The following is a 20,768-nucleotide window of genomic DNA, read 5'->3' on the forward strand; positions in this document are numbered from 1 at the left end:
GGCAAGGATGATTAAGAAAAATAATAAAGCAAAGCGTAGCACTAGCACAGGCAGTGCGATTAAACGCAATAAACCTAAAATTTCTTACGATAGTAGTTTTTTGCTAGTACGTTTTCGTGTTGCTGTTTTTTTCACTATGCTTTTGTTAACTGCATTGATTGCCCGAGCGGCTTATGTGCAAGTGGTAAATGCGGATCCCCTTGCTGATGAGGCAGATAAGCGTTCAGTGCGAACACAACAGGTGCTTTCAGTTCGAGGTTCAATTTTAGATCGTAATGGACAATTACTTTCTGTGAGCGTGCCAATGTATTCCGTGGTAGCTGACGCAAAATTTGTGTTTGAAGAGAATTCGTTACAGGATAAAGATCGTTGGCAAGCCTTAGCCAAAGCCCTTGGTGTTTCTTATAGCCATTTAATTAAACGCGTGGAAAAAGATCCTTCTTCGCGTTTCGTGTATTTATCTCGTCAGGTTTCACCAACCGTCGCGGATTATGTTAAGCAACTAAAAATTAAAGGTGTTGTACTGAAAACAGAGGCTCGCCGTTTTTATCCTAGAGTCGAGGAAACGGCTCATTTAATTGGTTATACCAATATTGATGGTGAAGGCATTGAAGGGATTGAGAAAAGTTTTAACGCGTTATTGGTGGGAAAATCGGGTTCTCGTACTTACCGCAAGGATAAATTTGGACACGTTGTAGAAGACATTGCAGATGTAAAAAAATATGATGCCCACGACGTTACCTTGAGTATTGATGAAAAACTGCAATCAATGGTTTACCGTGAAATCAAAAAAGCGGTAGCAGAGAATAAAGCAGAATCAGGTACCGCAGTGTTAGTGGATATTCGCACCGGTGAAGTGTTAGCGATGGTCAACTCCCCTTCCTATAATCCAAATAATCGTGTTGGTGTAAAAGCGGATTTAATGCGAAACCGAGCGATTACAGACACCTTTGAACCCGGTTCGACAGTAAAACCTTTCGTTGTTTTGACCGCACTTCAAAACGGTGTGGTAGGGCGTAACGAAGTGATTAATACAGGGCCTTTGGTGTTAAATGGACACGAAGTGAAAGACGTTGCCCCTAGAGATCGCCAAACCCTTGATGAAATTCTTGAGAACTCCAGTAACCGTGGGGTAAGCCGTTTGGCTTTGCGTATGCCACCGAGTGCATTAATGGAAACCTACCAAAATGCGGGCTTAGGGAAGCCAACAGAGTTAGGGTTGATTGGTGAACAATCAGGCATTTTGAATGCAAGTCGTAAACGCTGGGCAGATATTGAACGCGCTAACGTGGCTTATGGTTACGGGATAAATGCGACACCACTACAAATTGCCCGTGCTTACGTAACGTTAGGAAGCTTTGGGATTTATCGTCCACTTTCCATTACTAAGGTTGATCCGCCAGTGATTGGTCAGCGCGTATTTTCCGAAAAAATAACCCGTGAAGTGGTCAATATGATGGAAAAAGTGGCAATTAAAAATAAACGCGCAATGGTAGAAGGTTATCGTGTAGGGATAAAAACAGGGACGGCAAAAAAACTGGAGAAAGGCCGCTATGTGGATAAATATATTGCTTATACCGCAGGCATTGCTCCAATTTCTGATCCCCGTTATGCCTTGATTGTGCTGATTAATGAACCAAAAGCAGGACAATATTACGGTGGTGCGGTTTCTGCCCCATTATTCTCAAATATTATGGGATATGCACTACGAATGAATAATGTTACGCCGGATGGCATCGCGCAACAAAAAGTCGCAAAACGCACTGTTCGTTTAAGTGATCAGAAAAAAGATGAAAAAACCAACTAGCTTTTGGTAGAGGAAAAAAGAATGAAAAAACTCACCGCACTTTTGGGGATAAACTATTTGCCTCAAGAGGTTGAGCTGACCGAAATGACCTTAGACAGCCGCTCTGTAAAGACTGGCTGTCTTTTCGTTGCGATAAAAGGGCATCAAACAGACGGTAGAAATTATATTTCACAAGCCATTGCCAATGGGGCAAGTGCGGTGCTTTTTGAGGCAGATTTTCCGCAACAACATTTAGCCGTCAAAATGGAACAAGGTATTCCGCTTATCGCTTATTATGAGTTAGCATCACATTTATCTCATCTTGCAGGGCAATTTTATGATGAGCCTTCTCATCATTTAACATTAGTCGGTGTAACAGGCACGAATGGTAAAACCACGGTAGCGCAGCTTTTGGCGCAGTGGGCGAACTTGCTTGGGCATCGCAGCGCGGTAATGGGGACAATTGGGAATGGGTTGCTTGGGCAAATAAAGGAAGCGGCAAACACCACCGGCTCAGCCATTGAAATTCAATCTACGTTGGATCATTTCGTGCAAGCAGGGGCAGATTTTGCAGCGATTGAAGTATCTTCACACGGCTTAGTACAACATCGTGTTGAAGCCTTGCAATTTTCTGTAGCGATTTTTACCAATCTGAGCCGTGATCATCTTGATTATCATCATACAATGGAAAATTATGCGGCGGCGAAATATCGTTTATTCAGCGAATTAGCGACTCAGCATAAAGTGATTAATGCTGATGATCCCGTTGGCGCACAATGGTTACAGGCATTACCGAATGCCATTGCAGTAAGTGTGAAAGCGGATTATCAACCAACGCATCAACAATGGTTAAAAGCAGAGCAAATCCAATTTCATCATCAAGGCGCGGTAATTCATTTTGCGTCCAGTTGGGGCAAGGGAGAATTACATAGCCCATTGATCGGCGCATTTAATGTCAGCAATTTATTATTCGCTTTTGCAAGCCTCCTTGCTTTAGGTTATTCCTTAACCGAACTTTGCCAAAGTGCGGCAAAATTACAGGGCGTTTGTGGTCGAATGGAGCGTTTGAATGCCCCAAACCAAGCAACCGCTATCGTGGATTATGCCCACACGCCAGATGCATTAGAAAAAGCGTTGCAAGCAGCACGCTTACATTGTGATGGCGTGCTTTATTGTGTTTTTGGTTGCGGTGGCGATCGAGATAAGGGCAAACGTCCAGAAATGGCACGCATTGCAGAACAGTTTGCTGATTTCGTGATTGTTACTGATGATAACCCACGCACTGAAGATGCAACGAAAATTATGCAAGACATTCAAGCTGGATTTGTTGATTTAACCAAGGTGAAGATTATTCATCAGCGTGATCAAGCAATTAGACAAGCACTTACAATGGCGCAACCACAAGATGTGGTGCTGATTGCGGGTAAAGGCCACGAAGATTATCAAATTATTGGCACAAGCAAATTGCCATTTTCCGATCAAGCCACAGTAAAACAATATTTTAGTGAAACAAAATGATTAAATTAACGACACAACAATTGGCGAATATTCTCAATGGCACACTTTCTGGTGAAGGTAGTGTGGTGATTGAAAATATCAGCACGGATACCCGTCAAGCCAATCCACAAGGCGTATTCTTTGCCTTGAAAGGCGAGCGATTTGATGGCCATCAATATTTAACCAATGCCGTAGAACAAGGGGCGTTGGCGGTGATTGTGGATCACCTATGTGAAATTAACGTACCACAGATCATCGTGGCTGATACTCGTCTTGCTTTAGGACAATTGGGCAAATGGTTAAAAGCAGAAATTAACCCTTTAACTGTGGCAATAACAGGATCATCGGGCAAGACCACGGTAAAAGAAATGACGGCTGCCATTTTGCAACAAAGTGCGGGGGATTTTTCTCAGGTTTTATTTACCAAGGGTAATTTTAATAACGATATTGGCGTGCCATTAACCCTATTACGTCTTACGCCACAACATAAATTTGCGGTGATCGAATTAGGTGCGAATCATCTTGGTGAAATTGCTTACACCACCGAATTAGTGCGTCCTAATGTAGCAATGGTCAATAATGTTGCCGCCGCACATTTAGAAGGTTTTGGTAGCCTTGCTGGGGTAGCACAAGCCAAAGGGGAAATTTATCAAGGCTTAGCACCGCAAGGCATCGCATTAATTAATTTAGATTGCAATTATTTATCTGATTGGCAAAAGAATATCACCGATCATCAAGTGCGGTCGTTTTCTTTAACAAATTCACAAGCTGATTTTTACGCCACAGAAATTCAGCTCAACGAGCAAGGCTCGCAATTTATCTTACACAGTCCGCAAGGGGATATTGCAATTCAGTTACCTTATTTAGGTGAACATAATATCAGTAATGCCTTAGCCGCTACTGCTTTGGCAATGAATGTGGGGGCAACGCTTTCTGATGTGCAACGAGGTTTGGCAACAGGGACAAAAGTGAAAGGGCGTTTATTCCCCATTCAGCCTTGCAAAAATTTATTGTTACTTGATGATACATACAATGCCAATGTGGATTCTTTGCAATCGGCGATTCAAGTGTTACAAAAATATCCCGCTTTTCGCATTTTAATTGTTGGCGATATGGCAGAATTAGGCGAAAATAGTCAGTTTTGTCATCAGCAAGTGGCAGAGGCTGCAAAAGCCGCGCAATTAGATTTTGTCGCAAGTTATGGTAAGGAAAGTGCCGTAATTTCAGCCCAATGTGGCGGAACGCATTTTTCTCAACAAAATCAATTAGCTGATTTTGTTATTGAATTAGTTAAAGAAAAATTAGCACAAAATCAATCTGTCGTGGTGTTAGCCAAAGGCTCTCGCCGAATGCAATTAGAAAATGTGATTGAATTATTAAAGGATAGCTTTCAATGTTAGTTTGGCTCGCAGAATATCTGCAACAATACCAGAGTGGTTTTAATGTTATTTCTTATATTACCGTACGTGCGATCTTGGCATTATTAACGGCATTGTTAATTTCTTTATGGATTGGACCAAAAGTGATCCGCCGCTTACAAATTCTAAAATTTGGGCAAGAAGTGCGTAATGACGGGCCAGAAAGCCATTTAAGCAAAAAAGGTACCCCAACCATGGGGGGGATTATGATTTTATTCGCCATTACCGTCAGTACATTGCTTTGGGCGAATTTAGCCAATCCTTATATCTGGTTTAGCTTACTTGTTTTGCTCGGCTATGGCGTGGTGGGTTTTGTGGATGATTACCGCAAGATCACCCGCAAAAATACAGACGGCTTAATTGCACGCTGGAAATATTTTTGGCTTTCTGCGATTGCCTTAGTGGCGGTGTTTGGCATGTATGCAGTTGGCAAAGATACCGATGCAACACGCCTTGTTGTGCCATTTTTTAAAGAAGTGATGCCACAGCTTGGCTTATTCTATGTTGTGTTAGCCTATTTTGTTATTGTTGGCACAAGTAATGCGGTAAATTTAACCGATGGCTTAGATGGACTTGCCATTATGCCAACGGTATTTGTTGCTGGTGCATTTGCCTTGATTGCATGGGCAACGGGTAACATAGAATGGGCGAATTATTTGTATATTCCGCATATAAAATATACTTCTGAATTGGTCGTGTTTTGTACTGCGATTGTTGGGGCGGGATTAGGTTTCCTTTGGTTTAATACTTACCCAGCACAAGTTTTTATGGGCGATGTGGGATCACTTGCGCTAGGTGGCGCATTAGGCGTGGTTGCAGTGCTTGTGCGACAAGAATTTCTATTAGTGATTATGGGCGGGGTTTTTGTGATGGAAACGCTGTCAGTGATTTTGCAAGTGGGTTCTTACAAACTGCGTAAACAACGTATTTTTCGTATGGCACCCATTCATCACCATTTTGAATTAAAAGGCTGGCCTGAGCCGCGTGTGATCATCCGTTTTTGGATTATTTCCTTAATGCTTGTATTACTTGGCTTGGTTACGTTGAAATTACGTTAGAAAAGGGTGAAAGCAAACAATGAATCAATATCAAGATAAAAATATCTGTGTGGTTGGCTTGGGGAAAACTGGCCTATCTTGTGTGGAATATTTACTTGCTCAACAAGCAAAGGTTCGTGTGATGGATACCCGCCAATCACCTGCTGGTGTAGAGCAGTTGGGGAAAAATGTCCTCGTGCATACAGGGAGCCTGAACTCACAATGGTTGCTGGAAAGCGATATGATTGTGATAAGCCCTGGGCTTGCGGTAAAAACACCAGAAATTTACACCGCACTTCAAGCTGGCGTTGAAGTGGTGGGCGATATTGAATTGTTCTGCCGTGCCGCAGATAAACCGATTATTGCGATTACTGGTTCAAATGGAAAAAGTACCGTTACCACACTGGTGGCTGAAATGGCGAAAGCAGCGGGCTTGAAAGTGGGAATGGGTGGTAATATTGGTATTCCAGCCCTTTCTTTACTTGAACAACATCACGATATTTATGTGTTGGAGCTATCAAGCTTTCAACTAGAAACCACTTATAGCTTAAAAGCCGTTGCTGCCACTGTGCTGAATGTGAGTGAAGATCATATGAATCGCTATGTGGATTTAGAAGATTATCGCCAAGCAAAGTTAAAAATTTATCATCATTGCCAAACTGCAGTAATTAACGCCGAAGATCCACTCACTCAACAAGAAGGCAGCTTGCGAGCGAAAAAACAAGTCAGTTTCGCCGAATATAATGCGGATTATTGGTTAAAAACAGAAAACGGTAAACAATATTTAATGGCATACGATGAGGTGATATTACCTTGCGATGAAATCAGATTGACAGGTCGCCATAATTATATGAATGCGCTTGCTGCCATTGCCCTTGCACAAAGTGCGGGGATAAATTTGCAAGGAATTTGCACCGCACTGCGTGAGTTTACCGGTTTAGATCACCGCTTTCAATTAGCTCATTTGGCGCAGGGGGTACGTTGGATTAACGATTCCAAAGCCACTAATGTCGGTAGCACCGTTGCCGCACTCACTGGCTTGCAAGTGGCGGGTAAACTTTATTTATTGCTCGGTGGAGACGGCAAAGGGGCTGATTTTTCTGAACTCACTGCGCTGATTAATCAACCACATATTGAATGTTATTGCTTTGGGCAAGATGGTGCAAAACTGGCACAACTTTCTACGCAAAGTCATTTATTTGACACAATGGAACAGGCGATAGAGGATTTTCGTGCAAAACTAAAAGAGGGCGATATGGTGTTACTTTCCCCTGCTTGCGCGAGTCTTGATCAATTTGCCTCGTTTGAAAAACGCGGTGAGGAATTTACTCGTTTAGCGAAACTAAGTTAGAGAATCATCAATGCAGTTTATTGAAAAGTTAAAAGCCCAGTTAAGAATCACACCAAATAATTTGCTCTACGATAGAGCATTATTATGGTTGTTTTTGAGTTTGCTCGTGATTGGATTGATCGCCGTATCCTCAGCATCTATTCCTGTGGGGGCGAGATTATTCAATGATTCTTTTTATTTTGCAAAACGTGATGCCATTTATGTGGTGTTGTCTATTTTTGCTTGCTACACCGTCTTAAATATCCCAATGACGTTTTGGGAAAAATATTATGGCTATATTTTTTGGATCGCAATCATTTTGCTCGTAATGGTGCTTATTCCGGGGATTGGGTCAAGAATTAACGGTGCGAGACGCTGGATTCCAATGATTTTCTTTAATTTCCAACCCGCTGAATTTGCGAAGTTGGCACTCACTTGTTTTTTGGCGAGCTATTTTACTCGTCGTTACGATGAAGTGCGCAGCCGCAAACTCAGTGCTTTCAAGCCATTCATTGTAATGGGAGTATTGGGCGCTTTATTATTGTTGCAACCCGATTTAGGAAGTACCGTTGTATTATTTGTGATTACTTTTGGCTTGCTTTGGATTGTCGGAGCAAATCTCTGGCAATTCTTAGCGTTGGGTTGTTCTGGCGTATTGCTTGTATTATGGCTAGCGATTTCATCAGCTTACCGCTTTAAACGTTTAACGGGGTTTTCCGATCCCTTCAAAGACCCTTATGGTACGGGATTTCAGCTTTCAAACTCATTAATGGCATTTGGTCGAGGCGAAATTACAGGGGAAGGATTGGGAAACTCCATTCAAAAATTAGAATATTTACCCGAAGCTCATACTGACTTCGTGATGGCAGTAGTCGGAGAAGAGTTTGGTTTAATCGGTATTTTATTTGTCATTGCATTGTTAGCATTGTTGGTGTTTAGGGCAATGAAAATAGGGCGAGAATCATTACAACTAGAGCAACGCTTCAAAGGGTTTTTTGCCTTCGGTATCAGTTTTTGGATTTTCTTCCAAGGCTTTGTGAATTTAGGAATGGCATTAGGTTTATTACCGACCAAAGGATTAACCTTCCCCTTGGTAAGTTATGGGGGATCAAGTTTGATTATTATGTCGGTGTGTATCGGCATTTTATTGCGCATTGATCACGAAAATCGACTGATGCGAAGTGGACACGCACGCTTGCGTGATGATTAAGACAAAAGGATAAATTGTGGCACAACAAAAAAAACGTTTATTGGTGATGGCGGGAGGAACGGGGGGACACGTTTTCCCAGCTATTGCGGTTGCACAATATTTACAGCAACAAGGTTGGCAGATCTGTTGGCTTGGTACGCAAGAGCGTATGGAAGCGCAATTAGTGCCGAAGCACGGTATCCCGATTAAATTTATTCAAATTTCTGGTTTGCGAGGTAAAGGCATAAAAGCCTTACTTGCCGCGCCATTTAAAATTGTGCGGGCAATTTTCCAAGCGAAAAAAATTATTCAAGATTATCAGCCTAATGCCGTGCTTGGTATGGGAGGGTATGTTTCTGGCCCGGGTGGGGTGGCAGCAAAATTGTGTGCAGTTCCCATTGTGTTACACGAACAAAACGCGGTGGCGGGATTGACCAATTCTTGGCTGGCTAAAATTGCAACGCGCGTATTGCAAGCCTTTCCTAACACTTTCCCGAATACTGAAGTCGTGGGCAACCCTGTTCGTCAATCTTTATTTGCAATGCCAAGCCCTGCTGAGCGTTTTGCTGCGCGTTCAGGAAAATTAAATGTGCTTGTGGTGGGGGGAAGTCAAGGCGCACGCGTGTTAAATCTCACTTTACCAAAAGTGATGGAGGCATTAGGGGATAAATTGACCGTTCGCCACCAAGTTGGGGCAAATATGTCAGAAAAAATCACCGCACTTTATCCGCCAGGGGCGGATGTACAAGTAACAGATTTTATTGATGATATGGCGGAGGCCTATGGCTGGGCAGATATTGTTATTTGCCGTTCCGGTGCTTTAACCGTGTGTGAACTTGCGGCTGTCGGAACACCAGCGATTTTTGTGCCATTCCAACATAAAGATAGACAGCAATATTTGAATGCAAAATATTTAGCTGATGTGGGCGCAGCCAAAATTATTGAGCAAAAAGATCTCAGTGCAGAAGCACTTATTGAGATGTTGAACCAATTTGATCGTAGCCAATTATTAACAATGGCAGAAAAAGCCAAAGCAATGGCCACACCTCAATCTGCTCAGCAAGTGGCCGAGGTAATTATGGCGGTGGCAAAATAAGAATAAAAGCAAGAGGCAGAGCAATGAAAGAATTTCAAAAACGAGTAAGACAAACCGTGCCAGAAATGCGTCGCGTGAAACAAATTCATTTTGTCGGTATTGGTGGTGCGGGAATGGGCGGTATCGCGGAAGTATTATTAAATGAAGGCTATCAAGTCACGGGATCGGATATTGCGGAAAATGCGGTAACTCAACGCCTAAGTGCATTGGGGGCAAAAATTTATTTTTCTCACCAACCCGCTAATGTAGATGGCGCCAGTGTGGTGGTGGTATCCAGTGCGATTAAAGAAGATAATGTTGAGGTCGTGGAAGCGCACAATAACCGCATTCCCGTTATTCAACGTGCGCAAATGCTAGCGGAGATTATGCGATTCCGTCACGGCATTGCTATTGCAGGAACACACGGAAAAACCACAACAACAGCAATGATTTCAATGATTTATGCACAGGCAGGGCTTGATCCTACCTTTGTAAATGGCGGATTAGTGAAATCAGCAGGGACAAATGCACATTTAGGGACAAGCCGTTATTTAATCGCTGAAGCAGATGAAAGTGACGCCTCTTTTTTACACTTACAGCCAATGGTTTCTGTGGTAACAAATATTGAACCCGATCATATGGAAACCTATCACGGTGATTTTGAAGAAATGAAACAAACCTATGTCAATTTCTTACATAATTTACCGTTTTATGGCTTAGCGGTAATGTGTGCAGATGATCCTGTGTTACTTGAACTTATTCCAAAAGTGGGACGTCAGGTGATCACTTATGGCTTTAATGAAAATGCCGATTATCGCATTGAAGATTATCAGCAAACAGGTTTTCAAGGCCATTACACGGTTGTTACACCGCAAGGTGAACGGGTGAATGTATTGCTTAACGTCCCGGGTAAACATAATGCGTTAAATGCTACGGCAGCCTTTGCCGTGGCAAAAGAAGAAGGGATTAGCAATGAGGCTATTTTAGCCGCCTTAGCCGATTTCCAAGGGGCAGGGCGTCGTTTTGATCAGCTTGGTCAATTTATTCGTCCAAATGGAAAAGTAATGTTAGTGGACGATTATGGACATCACCCGACTGAAGTGGGCGTAACCATTGAAGCGGCAAAAAAAGGTTGGGAAAATAAGCGAATTGTGATGATTTTCCAACCGCATCGTTATTCACGTACTCGAGATCTGTTTGATGATTTCGTACAAGTATTATCGCAAGTAGATGTGCTATTAATGCTTGATGTGTATGCTGCAGGTGAAGCCCCTATTGCAGGGGCAGATAGTCGTTCATTATGTCGTTCGATTCGTAATTTAGGTAAAGTCGATCCGATTTTTGTCGCTGAACAGGAAAGCCTTGCGCAAATCTTAGATCAGGTGATTCAAGATGGAGATCTGATTTTGGCGCAAGGGGCGGGTAATGTGAGTAAGTTATCCCGTCAATTAGCAACAAATTGGGCAGAAAATTAATTGGAAGCAGTATGAAGAAAACATTAAAACAAGAAAAAATTGCCGTATTACTTGGGGGAACTTCTGCAGAGCGTGAAGTATCGCTTAATTCCGGTGAAGCGGTGCTTAATGCCTTAAAAAATCTAGGTTATGATGCTCACCCAATTGATCCTAAAACGTTTCCCGTGGCGGAATTAAAACAACAAGGATTTGATCGCGTATTTAATATTTTACACGGACGTGGTGGCGAAGATGGTACAATGCAGGGATTGCTTGAGCAAATAGGTCTTCCTTACACTGGCTGTGGGGTAATGGCATCCGCTTTAACAATGGATAAAATGCGTACTAAGATGCTGTGGAAGGCCTTTGGTTTACCTGTGGCGAATATGGAAATCGTAACGAAATCAACAGTCTCTGAACTAAATCCTGTCGCTGTTGTCGAAAAATTAGGTCTGCCATTAATGGTGAAACCTTCGTTGGAGGGGTCAAGCGTAGGCTTAAAGAAAGTCAACCATCTTGATGAATTACAAAGTGCGGTGGAATTTGCGTTAGGTTTTGATGATACAATTTTGATTGAAGAATGGCTTGCTGGCGATGAATTTACTGTGCCTGTTTTAGACAATGAAGTGCTACCTGCCATTAAAATTGTTCCTGAAGGCGAATTTTATGATTATGAAGCAAAATATGTTTCTGATAATACACAATATTTTTGTCCAGCCGGTTTAACTGATGAGCGTGAACAGGAATTACGTCAATTAGTCAAGCGTGCTTATGATGCAGTAGGTTGCCGTGGTTGGAGCCGTATTGATGTAATGATGGACGGTGAAGGACAATTCCGCTTAGTGGAAGTCAACACTAACCCGGGAATGACGAGCCATAGTTTATTCCCGAAATCAGCGGCGAGCGTTGGTTATTCTTTTGAACAGTTAGTAGAGAAAATTTTGGAGCTGAGTGTTTAATGAAGTTATGGCGGCATAAAGCGATACAAAGCATACGCACGGGGGAGCCAAGATCTCGCTTTTTTATGCAGGTCAAGCCATTAATTGTGCTATTATGTCTAGGGTTACTGTTTTATGTTTACTCAAATTGGCAAAACTGGCTGGAAAAATTAGATGATCGTCCAATTAGTGCCTTTAATCTGGTAGGAACGCCTGCATTCACCACTGATGAAGATGTGCGTGATATGCTGATAAAAATGGGCGATCTTAAAGGTTTTTTTGGACAAGATGTAAGTTTAGTTCGTGAGCAAATTCAAAAAATGCCTTGGGTCAAACAAGCCGTAGTGAGAAAAATTTGGCCTGATCGCCTTAATATTTTAGTGAGTGAATATACACCTGTCGCAGTTTGGAACGATAATGAATTTTTATCTAGTGATGGCGTGGTGTTTAAATTGCCAATGGATAAGTTGCAAGATAAAAACTTACCGCATTTAGCAGGACCTGATTATCAAAGTTTAGTCGTACTGGATGCGTGGAAAAAGATTTATCAAGATCTTAAAACAAAAGGCTTAACGTTAAAATCTGTTGCAATTGATGATCGCGAAGCTTGGCAATTAGAACTTGATAATGGCGTATTATTAAAATTAGGACGCGGAGAATGGAAAAGCAAACTTGATCGTTTTGCTACTATTTATCCGCAAATTGAAGTTCCTGAAAATAAAAAGTTATCCTATGTTGATCTACGCTATAAAGTAGGGGCAGCAATAGGAATGATTGATATAAATGAATAATTTTACCTGATAAGAAGTTAGAAAATGGCAAAGATTGTGGAATCAAAAACGATTGTCGGATTGGAAGTCGGTACTTCTAAAGTTGTCGCTGTTGTGGGTGAAGTGTTGCCAGACGGCGTAGTAAATATCTTAGGTGTAGGAAGTTGCCCTTCTAAAGGGATTGATAAAGGCAGCATTACTGATCTCAATGCAGTGGTTACCTCTATTCAACGTGCGATTGAGGCAGCCGAATCAGTGGCAGATTGCCAGATTATGAGCGTTACTTTAGCAATTACGGGCGATCACATCCAAAGTCTGAATGAAAGTGGCTTTGTTCCTATTGCCGAAGGAGAAGTTACGCAAGATGAAATTGATTCCGCAATGCACACCGCTAGCTCAGTGAGAATGGGCGAAGGGCTTTCCTTATTGCACATTATTCCACAAGAATATGCGGTAGATAAGCAGGTAAATATTAAAGATCCCCTTGGTTTACAAGGTGTACGTTTAAAAGCGCAAGCGCATTTGATTGCTTGTCACCAAGATTGGCAAAACAACCTTAAAAAAGCCGTAGAGCGTTGTAAATTAAAAGTGGATAAAATCGTTTATTCAGGCGTTGCATCAGGTTGCTCTGTGTTAACCGAAGATGAGAAAGATCTTGGTGTTTGCTTAATTGATTTTGGTGCAGGCACAATGGATATTGTCGTTTACACTAATGGCGCATTACGTTTTAGTAAAGTCATTCCTTATGCAGGAAATCGTGTTACCGATGATATTGCTTATGCTTGTGAAACATCAAGAACAGAAGCTGAACGGATCAAAGTGAATTATAGCAGTGCGTGGAATCCCCCTTCTTCACACCCAGAAAAACGGATTGAAGTAGCGGGAATTGGCGGACGAGCGCCACGCGTGCTAACCAAAGAACAATTATCTGTTGCCACCTCAGCACGTTATGAAGAATTACTCGGCTTAGTTCGCCAAGAATTAAACCAATTGCAGTATGAACTTGAAAGCAAACAAATGAAGTTTGAATTAATTGCTGGTGTTGTGATTACCGGTGGGGGCGCACAAATTGAAGATTTAAAACAATGTGCCACTAAGGTATTTGGAATGCAAGTACGTGTCGGTAGCCCATTAAATATAACTGGGCTAACGGATTATGTAAATAAACCCCAATATTCTACCGTTGTTGGTTTGTTACAGTATAATCACAATGATGAAGATGAAAGCCCTATTAATGATCAATATGGTTCAGGAGAAAGCTTTTTAGGCGCGGCTTGGGCTGGGGTGAAAAAAATTATGAATAAAGTGCGGTCTGAATTTTAATCAATTTTTATTTAAGCTGAGAGGAAAGAAAAATGGGTGATAAATTATTGATTAGTGTGCTGGGTGTTGGAAGTTATGGTACAAAAAAACTCCAGATGATTATGGATAAAATGCAAAAAAATGCTCAAGACGATACGTTCATTAGTTCCCCCCATAGCAATGAGTTTGCTTTTTATGCTATAGATAACGATAAAGATGTACTCAATACGAGCAAGGCACAAGATAGCTTGTTGCTAAGTGATGAGTTAAATCAAGAAACATTAGTTGCTCAACAAGTAGAAGAAAAATTACGCCAAATGGTTGGTAATAGTGATTTGGTTATCTTAGTTTCAGCTGCTGGTGGTAACACATCTTCAATGGTGATTCCTGCGATTGTAGAGAGTCTTAATGAGATTAAAATCCCATTGGCAGCAGTGGTAGTGAAGCCTTTTGATTTTGAAGGAAGCAAACGTAGTGTAAATGCAGAAATTGCGATCAGCAAAGTGGAAAAATTAGCTACAACGCTTAAGGTATTAGATAATAATAACTTGATCTCAGTACTAAATCATCAGCCTTTGAATGAGGCATTTGCACAAATGGATCGTGAAGTGGTTGAGTTCGTATTGAGTTTTGCTGAAAAACATTTTGTTGCCTAAAATAGAGTGCGGTGAAAAATTTACGATTTTTTGGTTTCTTTTATTATTTTTTTGGAATTTTTATTAATAAAGTGCGGTCTGAATTTTGAGAATTTGCATTTTTCATCTACAATAAAAGCAATTTAGGTTTTAATTTTGTGCCAGCAAAACCCTGGCATTAACGGAGAATAACTATGTTTGAACCAGTGGATTATGATCTTGGTGATATGAACGGCGCACTGATTAAGGTCGTTGGTGTTGGCGGTGGTGGCGGTAACGCTGTGGATCATATGGTTGCTAATATGATAAAAAACGATATTGGTGGCACATTAGTGGGGGCTGATGAATTAGCTTTCCCAACTGCAAATGACGAACACGATAGAATTATTTTCTATGCGGTAAATACTGATGCACAAGCCTTGCGTAAAAGCAAAGTACAACAAACCGTTCAAATTGGTGGTTCAACAACCAAAGGACTGGGGGCAGGTGCTAATCCAAATGTTGGTCGTAAAGCCGCAGAAGATGATCAAGAGGCGATTCGTGCAATGCTTGAAGGGGCGGATATGGTATTTATTGCCGCAGGTATGGGCGGTGGTACAGGAACAGGTGCCGCTCCAATTGTTGCGCAAATCGCAAAAGACTTGGGTATCCTGACTGTTGCTGTAGTAACCAAGCCTTTCGCATTCGAAGGTCCAAAGCGTATGCAATTTGCCGAAATGGGAATTAAAGAGCTTTCTAAACACGTTGATTCTTTGATTATCATTCCAAATGAAAAATTATTAAAAGTATTAGGTAAAAACATCAGTTTAGTAAATGCCTTTGCTGCTGCAAATGATATTCTCCGTAATGCAGTAACGGGTATTTCCGATATGATTACTTCTCCCGGCTTAATTAACGTGGACTTTGCAGACGTTCGTACCGTAATGTCTGAAATGGGGCGCGCGATGATGGGATCTGGCGTGGTTGAAGGTGAAGCGGGTGATGGACGTGCAGAGAAAGCTGCACAGGAAGCGGTTGCTAGCCCATTATTGGAAGATGTGGATTTATCTGGGGCAAGAGGCGTGCTAGTTAATGTTACTGCTGGATTTGATTTAACCTTAGATGAATTTACCATAGTGGGTGATACGATTAAGGCCTTTGCCTCAGAAGAGGCAACGGTTGTGGTAGGAACAACCTTAGTACCAGATATGTCGAATGAAATCCGTGTAACCATTGTCGCGACGGGGATTGGTGATATTGATGCACCAGATATTAAAATTGCACCACGTACCGTACCATTAGGTCAGCCAATGCAAAAAGTTAATCAAGAACCATTTGGACAACAGCAAGCAACAGGCTATCAGACGCATAATTCACAAGTGGGGCAAATGCCAAATCGTCCTGCTGATTTAACACATAGAAATATTTTAGATACGCCAATTACTGATCGTTTAAATTCACTTAAAAGAGAAGAAGGCTTAGTGAATGCGAACAGTTTTATGCGTAAACCGGAAGATAAATAAAGGAATAAATCTTATTGTTATTCAATGGATTTAGGAAATATTATGATTAAACAAAGAACTTTAAAACAAAGTATTAAAGTAACGGGTGTTGGGTTACATAGTGGAAACAAAGTCACGCTAACTTTACGCCCAGCAATGGCAAATACCGGTGTTATTTATTGCCGTACGGATTTAAATCCGCCAGTGACTTTCCCAGCCAACGCCAATGCAGTGCGTGATACGATGCTTTGTACCTGCTTGATAAATGAAGAAGGGATTAGAATTTCCACGGTTGAGCATTTAAATGCCGCATTAGCAGGATTAGGGATTGATAATGTGATTATTGAGGTGGACGCCCCTGAGATTCCAATTATGGACGGTAGTGCTAGCCCATTTATTTATCTTTTATTAGATGCTGGTATTGAAGAACAAAATGCCGCGAAAAAATTTATTCGCGTGAAAAAGCCAATTCGTGTAGAAGATGGTGATAAATGGGCAGAATTTAAACCTTATAATGGTTTCCGTCTGGATTTTACCATTGATTTTAATCACCCAGCGATTAGCAAAGATGTGCGTAATTATGTGATGGATTTTTCAGCTCAAGCATTCGTGCAACAGATTAGCCGTGCAAGAACCTTTGGTTTTATGAAAGACATCGAATATTTACAATCACAAGGTTTAGCACTCGGTGGTAGCCTAGATAACGCGATCGTGCTTGATGATTATCGCATTTTAAATGAAGATGGTTTACGTTTTAAAGATGAACTCGTTCGTCATAAAATGTTAGATGCGATTGGTGATTTATATATGTGTGGTTATAACATCATTGGCGATTTCAAAGCCTATAAATCAGGACACGGTTTAAATAATAAATTATTAAGAGCCTTGCTTGAAGATCAAGAGGCGTGGGAGTTTGTTACCTTTGAAGATAAACAGCAAGTACCACAAGGTTATCTCGCACCAAATCAAGTATTTATCTAAATATTAAAAAAAATAAAGCCATATTGAAAAATATGGCTTTATTTTTTTACCGCACTTTTTATTTTATTTGCTTTTTGCCATTTCTATCTGATGGACAATACTTTTTAAAATACTGCTTAATTTTTCAAAAACAAATAATACTCGCTCACTTACCACACTTTGATAAGGGCGATATAAATAAAGCTGCCATTTTTGTTTTTCCACTTCAGGGAAAAGCTCTACTAATTTTCCTTGCTCAATATAAGGTTGGCATAAAATATCAATTAACTGCGAGCAAGTGCGTCCAACTAAGGCGGATTGTAATTCACTATACATATCAGAAGCCAAAAATTTTGGATGGGTTGGAATAAAATGTTGTTGAGAGTTAATTTGCCAGTGCCAAATACGTTTAAGTTTGGGGTTGATCAAACCGCTGAGTGGGTAGTTTAATGCAAGATCTTGCAGATTTTCAGGTGTTCCCAAACGCTGTAATAATTTCGGTGAAGCGACAATTTTTTCTTGTATAGTAAAGATGTGATGAGCAATCCAATCTTGTTCTGGTTCAAGGCATACGCGCAACCCAATATCAATTTGATCATCAATCGTTTTTAGCTTATCTAAGGATACACGCCAATCAATCACCAAATCAGGATAAGGCTCAAGGGCAAGCAATAATTCATACAAAAGTTGATCGTTATAAGGCATTGGTGGCAGGGTAATTCTCACAATGCCTTGCATTGCTTTATCATTAATTTTTTGTGAAGAAAACAATCGTTCGCTATCTGCTAATAATTGTTGTGCTTGAGGGAGAAATTGTTCGCCAAATTCTGTCAGTTTAATGCTACGTGTATTACGTTGAAATAAGGGTTCGCCTAGCAGATTTTCTAGCTCGGCTATTATGCGTGTTACCACTTGTGGCGATACGGCAAGCCTTTGTGCCGTTTCACGAAAATTTAAGGTTTCACTCGCGACACTAAAATAACGAAGCGCATCAAGTTTATTCATATTATTCCTTTTTTGCGAATAGTCTATTCCAATTTTATTCCTTTTCAACCCAATTATCTAGGGGTAAAATGCACGCCAGAAAAAACGCTAAAACGGTTTTTCATTGTGAACTTTATACAATATAAACACTTTTGGAGAGTAAATAATGACAGATTTAAGTAAAAATCCAGTAGCAGATCGCGCTGAACACAATGCATTCTTCCCATCAGAATATTCTTTAACCCAATATACCAGCAAAAAAACGGATTTCGATGGCTTCAAATTCGATAAACCATATACGGGCGGTAAACACAAAGTATTAATGATTGGTACTGATGAGCGCTATATTGAAATGCAAAACGGCAAATTATTCTCAACAGGTAACCACCCCGTTGAAATGTTATTACCGATGTTGCATATGCATCACGCTGGTTTTGAAATTGATGTGGCAACGTTATCAGGTAACCCTGTGAAATTAGAAATTTGGGCAATGCCAGAAGAAGATAAAGCCGTTATGGATTTATATAATCAATATTTGCCAAAATTAGTAAATCCAAAAAAATTAGAAGAGATTTTACCTGAGGTATTGGCTGAAAATTCACCTTATATCGCCGTATTTATTCCGGGAGGTCACGGTGTATTAGCTGGTGTACCACACAGTAAAGAAGTGAAAAAAGTATTAGATTGGGCATTAGCGAAAGATAAACACGTGATTACTTTATGTCACGGACCAGCTTCTTTGCTAGCAGCAGGTGTCGGCGAAAAAGCAGAAGATTTTCCATTTAAAGGCTATGAACTTTGTGTTTTCCCTGATGCATTAGATGAAGGTGCAAACCAAGCAATTGGTTATATGCCGGGTAAATTACAATGGTTAGTGGGTGAAAATTTAGCTAAATTAGGTGTGAAAATTATGAATGAAGGCATCACAGGACAAGTTCATAAAGATCGTAAATTGCTTACTGGTGATAGCCCATTGGCATCAAATAATTTAGGGATTTTAGCTGCTGATGAATTATTGAAAGCAGTGAAATAATTTCTAAAAGAGCGGTGTAAAAATTGAGGAAATTTTCACCGCTCTTTTTCTATTTCTGTTTTATCAATAAATTAAGCCAAACAAAGGAACGATAATGAACAACAACATTCAAGATAAAGTCGTATTAATTACAGGCGCATCAAGTGGCTTAGGTGAGGAAACGGCTCGCCATCTAGCCGCCTTAGGTGCTAAAGTCGTTTTAGGTGCAAGACGCTTAGAACGCTTACAAAAGTTAGCAGCGCACATTAAACAACAAGGTGGACAAGCTGTTGTGGTGCAAATGGATGTATCAAAACGTGAAGAGGTAGAAAAACTAGCACAAACCGCATTACAGGAATTTGGTCGTATTGATGTGCTAATCAACAACGCAGGTATTATGCCGGGAGCGGTAATGAGTGCGTTAAAAGTGGATGAATGGGATCGAATGATTGATGTCAATATTAAAGGCGTACTCTATGGTATTGCCGCTGTGTTACCGACAATGTTAAGCCAGAATGCGGGGCATATTATCAATTTATCCTCAGTCGCGGGCTTGAAAGTATCATCAGGTGGCGGCACAGTATATAGTGCAACAAAATTTGCGGTGAAAGCCATTAGCGAAGGTTTGCGTGCTGAAATGGCAGGGCATAATATTCGCGTTACCACCCTTTACCCCGGTGCGATTGAAAGTGAGCTAAAATTCAGCAGTAGCGACCCTGAGTCTCGTGAGCGTGTACAAAAATTTTATGCTGCTCACGAAATTCCTGCTAGTTCTATTGCTCGAGCCATTGCTTATGCAGTGGAACAGCCAGATAATGTGGCGGTGAATGAAATTACTGTTCGCCCCACTGTACAGGAGTTCTAAATTAAGGAATAAAAGATGACAATGCAACAAATCGCGATGCGAGAAGCGGGAGCACCCGACGTTTTATTTATTCAACAAGCTACCATTCCAACACCACGAGCGGGTGAATTGTTAGTGAAAGTGGCTTACGCTGGGATAAATCGCCCTGATATTATGCAGCGTCAAGGATTGTACCCAATGCCGAAAGGGGTAACCCCCATTATGGGGTTAGAGCTTTCAGGTACTGTCGTTGCTATTGGCGAAGGCGTAAGTGGATTTCAGCTAGGTGATAAGATTTGTGCTTTAACTGATGGAGGCGCTTATGCCGAATATTGTCTCGTACCAGCCAGTCAAGCCTTGCCTATTCCGAAAAATTATTCTTTAGTAGAGGCGGCTGCTTTGCCTGAAACATTGTTTACTGTATGGGTAAATTTATTTATGCAACAACAGGTTAAAGCTGGAGAACACTTATTGGTTCACGGTGGGACAAGTGGTATTGGGCTAACTGCCTTAGCGATTGCAAAAAGTCTTGGTATCAAAACCTACGCAACCGTAGGTAATACAGAAAAATGTACTATTGTTGAACAATATGGGGCGGTTGCGATTAATTATAAAACGCAAGATTTTGCAGAAGTCATCAAGCAGGCAGGCGGTGTTGATGCCATTTTAGATGTGGTTGGGGCCAGTTATTTCCAACGCAATTTAGATTGCTTAAAACAAAATGGCAGATTATTTTTGATCGGCTTTATGGGCGGAGCAGTGGCATCAAACGTGGATTTATTGCAAATCGCGTTAAAGCGTGTCCATATTACAGGTTCAACAATGCGTAGTCGCACCAAGGAAGAAAAAGCTGAAATCGCACAATCGTTACAAGAGAATGTGTGGCATCAATTAGAAAACGAGCAAATTGGCAAACCCATTATTCATCAAGTGTTTGATTTTAAAGAGGTTAAACAGGCACACCAAGAAATGGATAAAGGAACGCATATTGGTAAGATAATGCTTGCATTTGATAAAACGCAAACTATTTAATTGTAAAATAAAGTGCGGTGAAAA

The 20,768-nt window shown here is 41.0% G+C and carries 18 protein-coding genes; 17 read left to right on the forward strand and 1 reads right to left on the reverse strand.

Annotated elements, in window-relative coordinates:
• Window positions 1-7: 7 nt before the first annotated feature.
• The 14 genes from ftsI (at window position 8) to lpxC (ending at window position 16,893) form a co-directional block, all read left to right on the forward strand.
• On the forward strand, window positions 8-1,807 hold the full coding sequence (gene ftsI, locus L5B90_RS08190) for a peptidoglycan glycosyltransferase FtsI (protein ID WP_265762625.1): 1,800 nt from the start codon (window positions 8-10) through the stop codon (window positions 1,805-1,807).
• A gap of 21 nt (window positions 1,808-1,828) precedes the next feature.
• Window positions 1,829-3,304 carry a UDP-N-acetylmuramoyl-L-alanyl-D-glutamate--2,6-diaminopimelate ligase gene (gene murE / locus L5B90_RS08195; RefSeq protein WP_265762626.1) on the forward strand — a complete coding sequence of 492 codons (1,476 nt, stop codon included), beginning with the start codon at window positions 1,829-1,831 and terminating at the stop codon, window positions 3,302-3,304.
• Complete coding sequence (gene murF / locus L5B90_RS08200; protein ID WP_265762627.1) at window positions 3,301-4,683, forward strand: UDP-N-acetylmuramoyl-tripeptide--D-alanyl-D-alanine ligase; 1,383 nt, start codon at window positions 3,301-3,303, stop codon at window positions 4,681-4,683. The genes murE and murF overlap by 4 nt, the downstream gene beginning before the upstream one ends.
• Entirely contained in the window at window positions 4,677-5,759 is a 1,083-nt protein-coding gene (gene mraY, locus L5B90_RS08205; RefSeq protein ID WP_250349633.1) for a phospho-N-acetylmuramoyl-pentapeptide-transferase, read from the forward strand. The genes murF and mraY overlap by 7 nt, the downstream gene beginning before the upstream one ends.
• A gap of 19 nt (window positions 5,760-5,778) precedes the next feature.
• Window positions 5,779-7,089, forward strand: a complete 1,311-nt coding sequence (gene murD / locus L5B90_RS08210; RefSeq protein ID WP_265762628.1) for a UDP-N-acetylmuramoyl-L-alanine--D-glutamate ligase — start codon at window positions 5,779-5,781, stop codon at window positions 7,087-7,089.
• 10 nt (window positions 7,090-7,099) lie between these two features.
• Window positions 7,100-8,278, forward strand: coding sequence for a putative lipid II flippase FtsW (gene ftsW / locus L5B90_RS08215; protein WP_265762629.1), 1,179 nt, complete (start codon window positions 7,100-7,102; stop codon window positions 8,276-8,278).
• Between the two features lie 16 nt (window positions 8,279-8,294).
• A complete protein-coding gene (murG, locus tag L5B90_RS08220) occupies window positions 8,295-9,353 on the forward strand; it encodes an undecaprenyldiphospho-muramoylpentapeptide beta-N-acetylglucosaminyltransferase (protein WP_265762630.1) in 1,059 nt (352 codons plus the stop codon).
• Window positions 9,354-9,376: 23 nt separating this feature from the next.
• The gene (murC, locus tag L5B90_RS08225) at window positions 9,377-10,807 is read left to right on the forward strand and encodes a UDP-N-acetylmuramate--L-alanine ligase (protein WP_265762631.1); all 1,431 of its coding nucleotides are present in this window, start codon (window positions 9,377-9,379) and stop codon (window positions 10,805-10,807) included.
• Window positions 10,808-10,818: 11 nt separating this feature from the next.
• Complete coding sequence (locus tag L5B90_RS08230; protein WP_265762632.1) at window positions 10,819-11,745, forward strand: D-alanine--D-alanine ligase; 927 nt, start codon at window positions 10,819-10,821, stop codon at window positions 11,743-11,745.
• Entirely contained in the window at window positions 11,745-12,515 is a 771-nt protein-coding gene (locus tag L5B90_RS08235) for a cell division protein FtsQ/DivIB (RefSeq protein ID WP_395895920.1), read from the forward strand. The genes L5B90_RS08230 and L5B90_RS08235 overlap by 1 nt, the downstream gene beginning before the upstream one ends.
• A 24-nt stretch (window positions 12,516-12,539) precedes the next feature.
• Entirely contained in the window at window positions 12,540-13,817 is a 1,278-nt protein-coding gene (ftsA, locus tag L5B90_RS08240; protein ID WP_250349639.1) for a cell division protein FtsA, read from the forward strand.
• 32 nt (window positions 13,818-13,849) lie between these two features.
• Window positions 13,850-14,452: a hypothetical protein gene (locus L5B90_RS08245; protein WP_250363472.1), complete on the forward strand. Its 603-nt coding sequence runs from the start codon at window positions 13,850-13,852 to the stop codon at window positions 14,450-14,452.
• Between the two features lie 173 nt (window positions 14,453-14,625).
• Window positions 14,626-15,933 carry a cell division protein FtsZ gene (gene ftsZ, locus L5B90_RS08250; protein WP_250349641.1) on the forward strand — a complete coding sequence of 436 codons (1,308 nt, stop codon included), beginning with the start codon at window positions 14,626-14,628 and terminating at the stop codon, window positions 15,931-15,933.
• A gap of 42 nt (window positions 15,934-15,975) precedes the next feature.
• The gene (gene lpxC / locus L5B90_RS08255) at window positions 15,976-16,893 is read left to right on the forward strand and encodes a UDP-3-O-acyl-N-acetylglucosamine deacetylase (protein ID WP_250349642.1); all 918 of its coding nucleotides are present in this window, start codon (window positions 15,976-15,978) and stop codon (window positions 16,891-16,893) included.
• A 63-nt stretch (window positions 16,894-16,956) separates the two neighbouring features.
• Here the strand turns inward: lpxC and L5B90_RS08260 are convergent, their stop codons facing one another.
• On the reverse strand, window positions 16,957-17,877 hold the full coding sequence (locus L5B90_RS08260) for a LysR family transcriptional regulator (protein ID WP_250363471.1): 921 nt from the start codon (window positions 17,875-17,877) through the stop codon (window positions 16,957-16,959).
• A 145-nt stretch (window positions 17,878-18,022) separates the two neighbouring features.
• On the opposite strand from L5B90_RS08260, the gene hchA reads away from it, so the two are divergent.
• The 3 genes from hchA to L5B90_RS08275 all read left to right on the forward strand — a co-directional run bounded on the left by hchA (window position 18,023) and on the right by L5B90_RS08275 (window position 20,744).
• Window positions 18,023-18,889, forward strand: a complete 867-nt coding sequence (gene hchA / locus L5B90_RS08265) for a glyoxalase III HchA (protein WP_250349644.1) — start codon at window positions 18,023-18,025, stop codon at window positions 18,887-18,889.
• 94 nt (window positions 18,890-18,983) lie between these two features.
• Window positions 18,984-19,733 (forward strand): SDR family oxidoreductase, encoded by a 750-nt coding sequence (locus tag L5B90_RS08270; RefSeq protein ID WP_250363470.1) that lies wholly within the window; start codon window positions 18,984-18,986, stop codon window positions 19,731-19,733.
• 15 nt (window positions 19,734-19,748) lie between these two features.
• Window positions 19,749-20,744 carry an NAD(P)H-quinone oxidoreductase gene (locus L5B90_RS08275; protein WP_265762633.1) on the forward strand — a complete coding sequence of 332 codons (996 nt, stop codon included), beginning with the start codon at window positions 19,749-19,751 and terminating at the stop codon, window positions 20,742-20,744.
• Window positions 20,745-20,768 lie beyond the last annotated feature (24 nt).

The organism is Avibacterium sp. 20-129, assembly GCF_026226845.1.
In the GTDB taxonomy this organism is placed as follows: Bacteria; Pseudomonadota; Gammaproteobacteria; order Enterobacterales; family Pasteurellaceae; genus Avibacterium.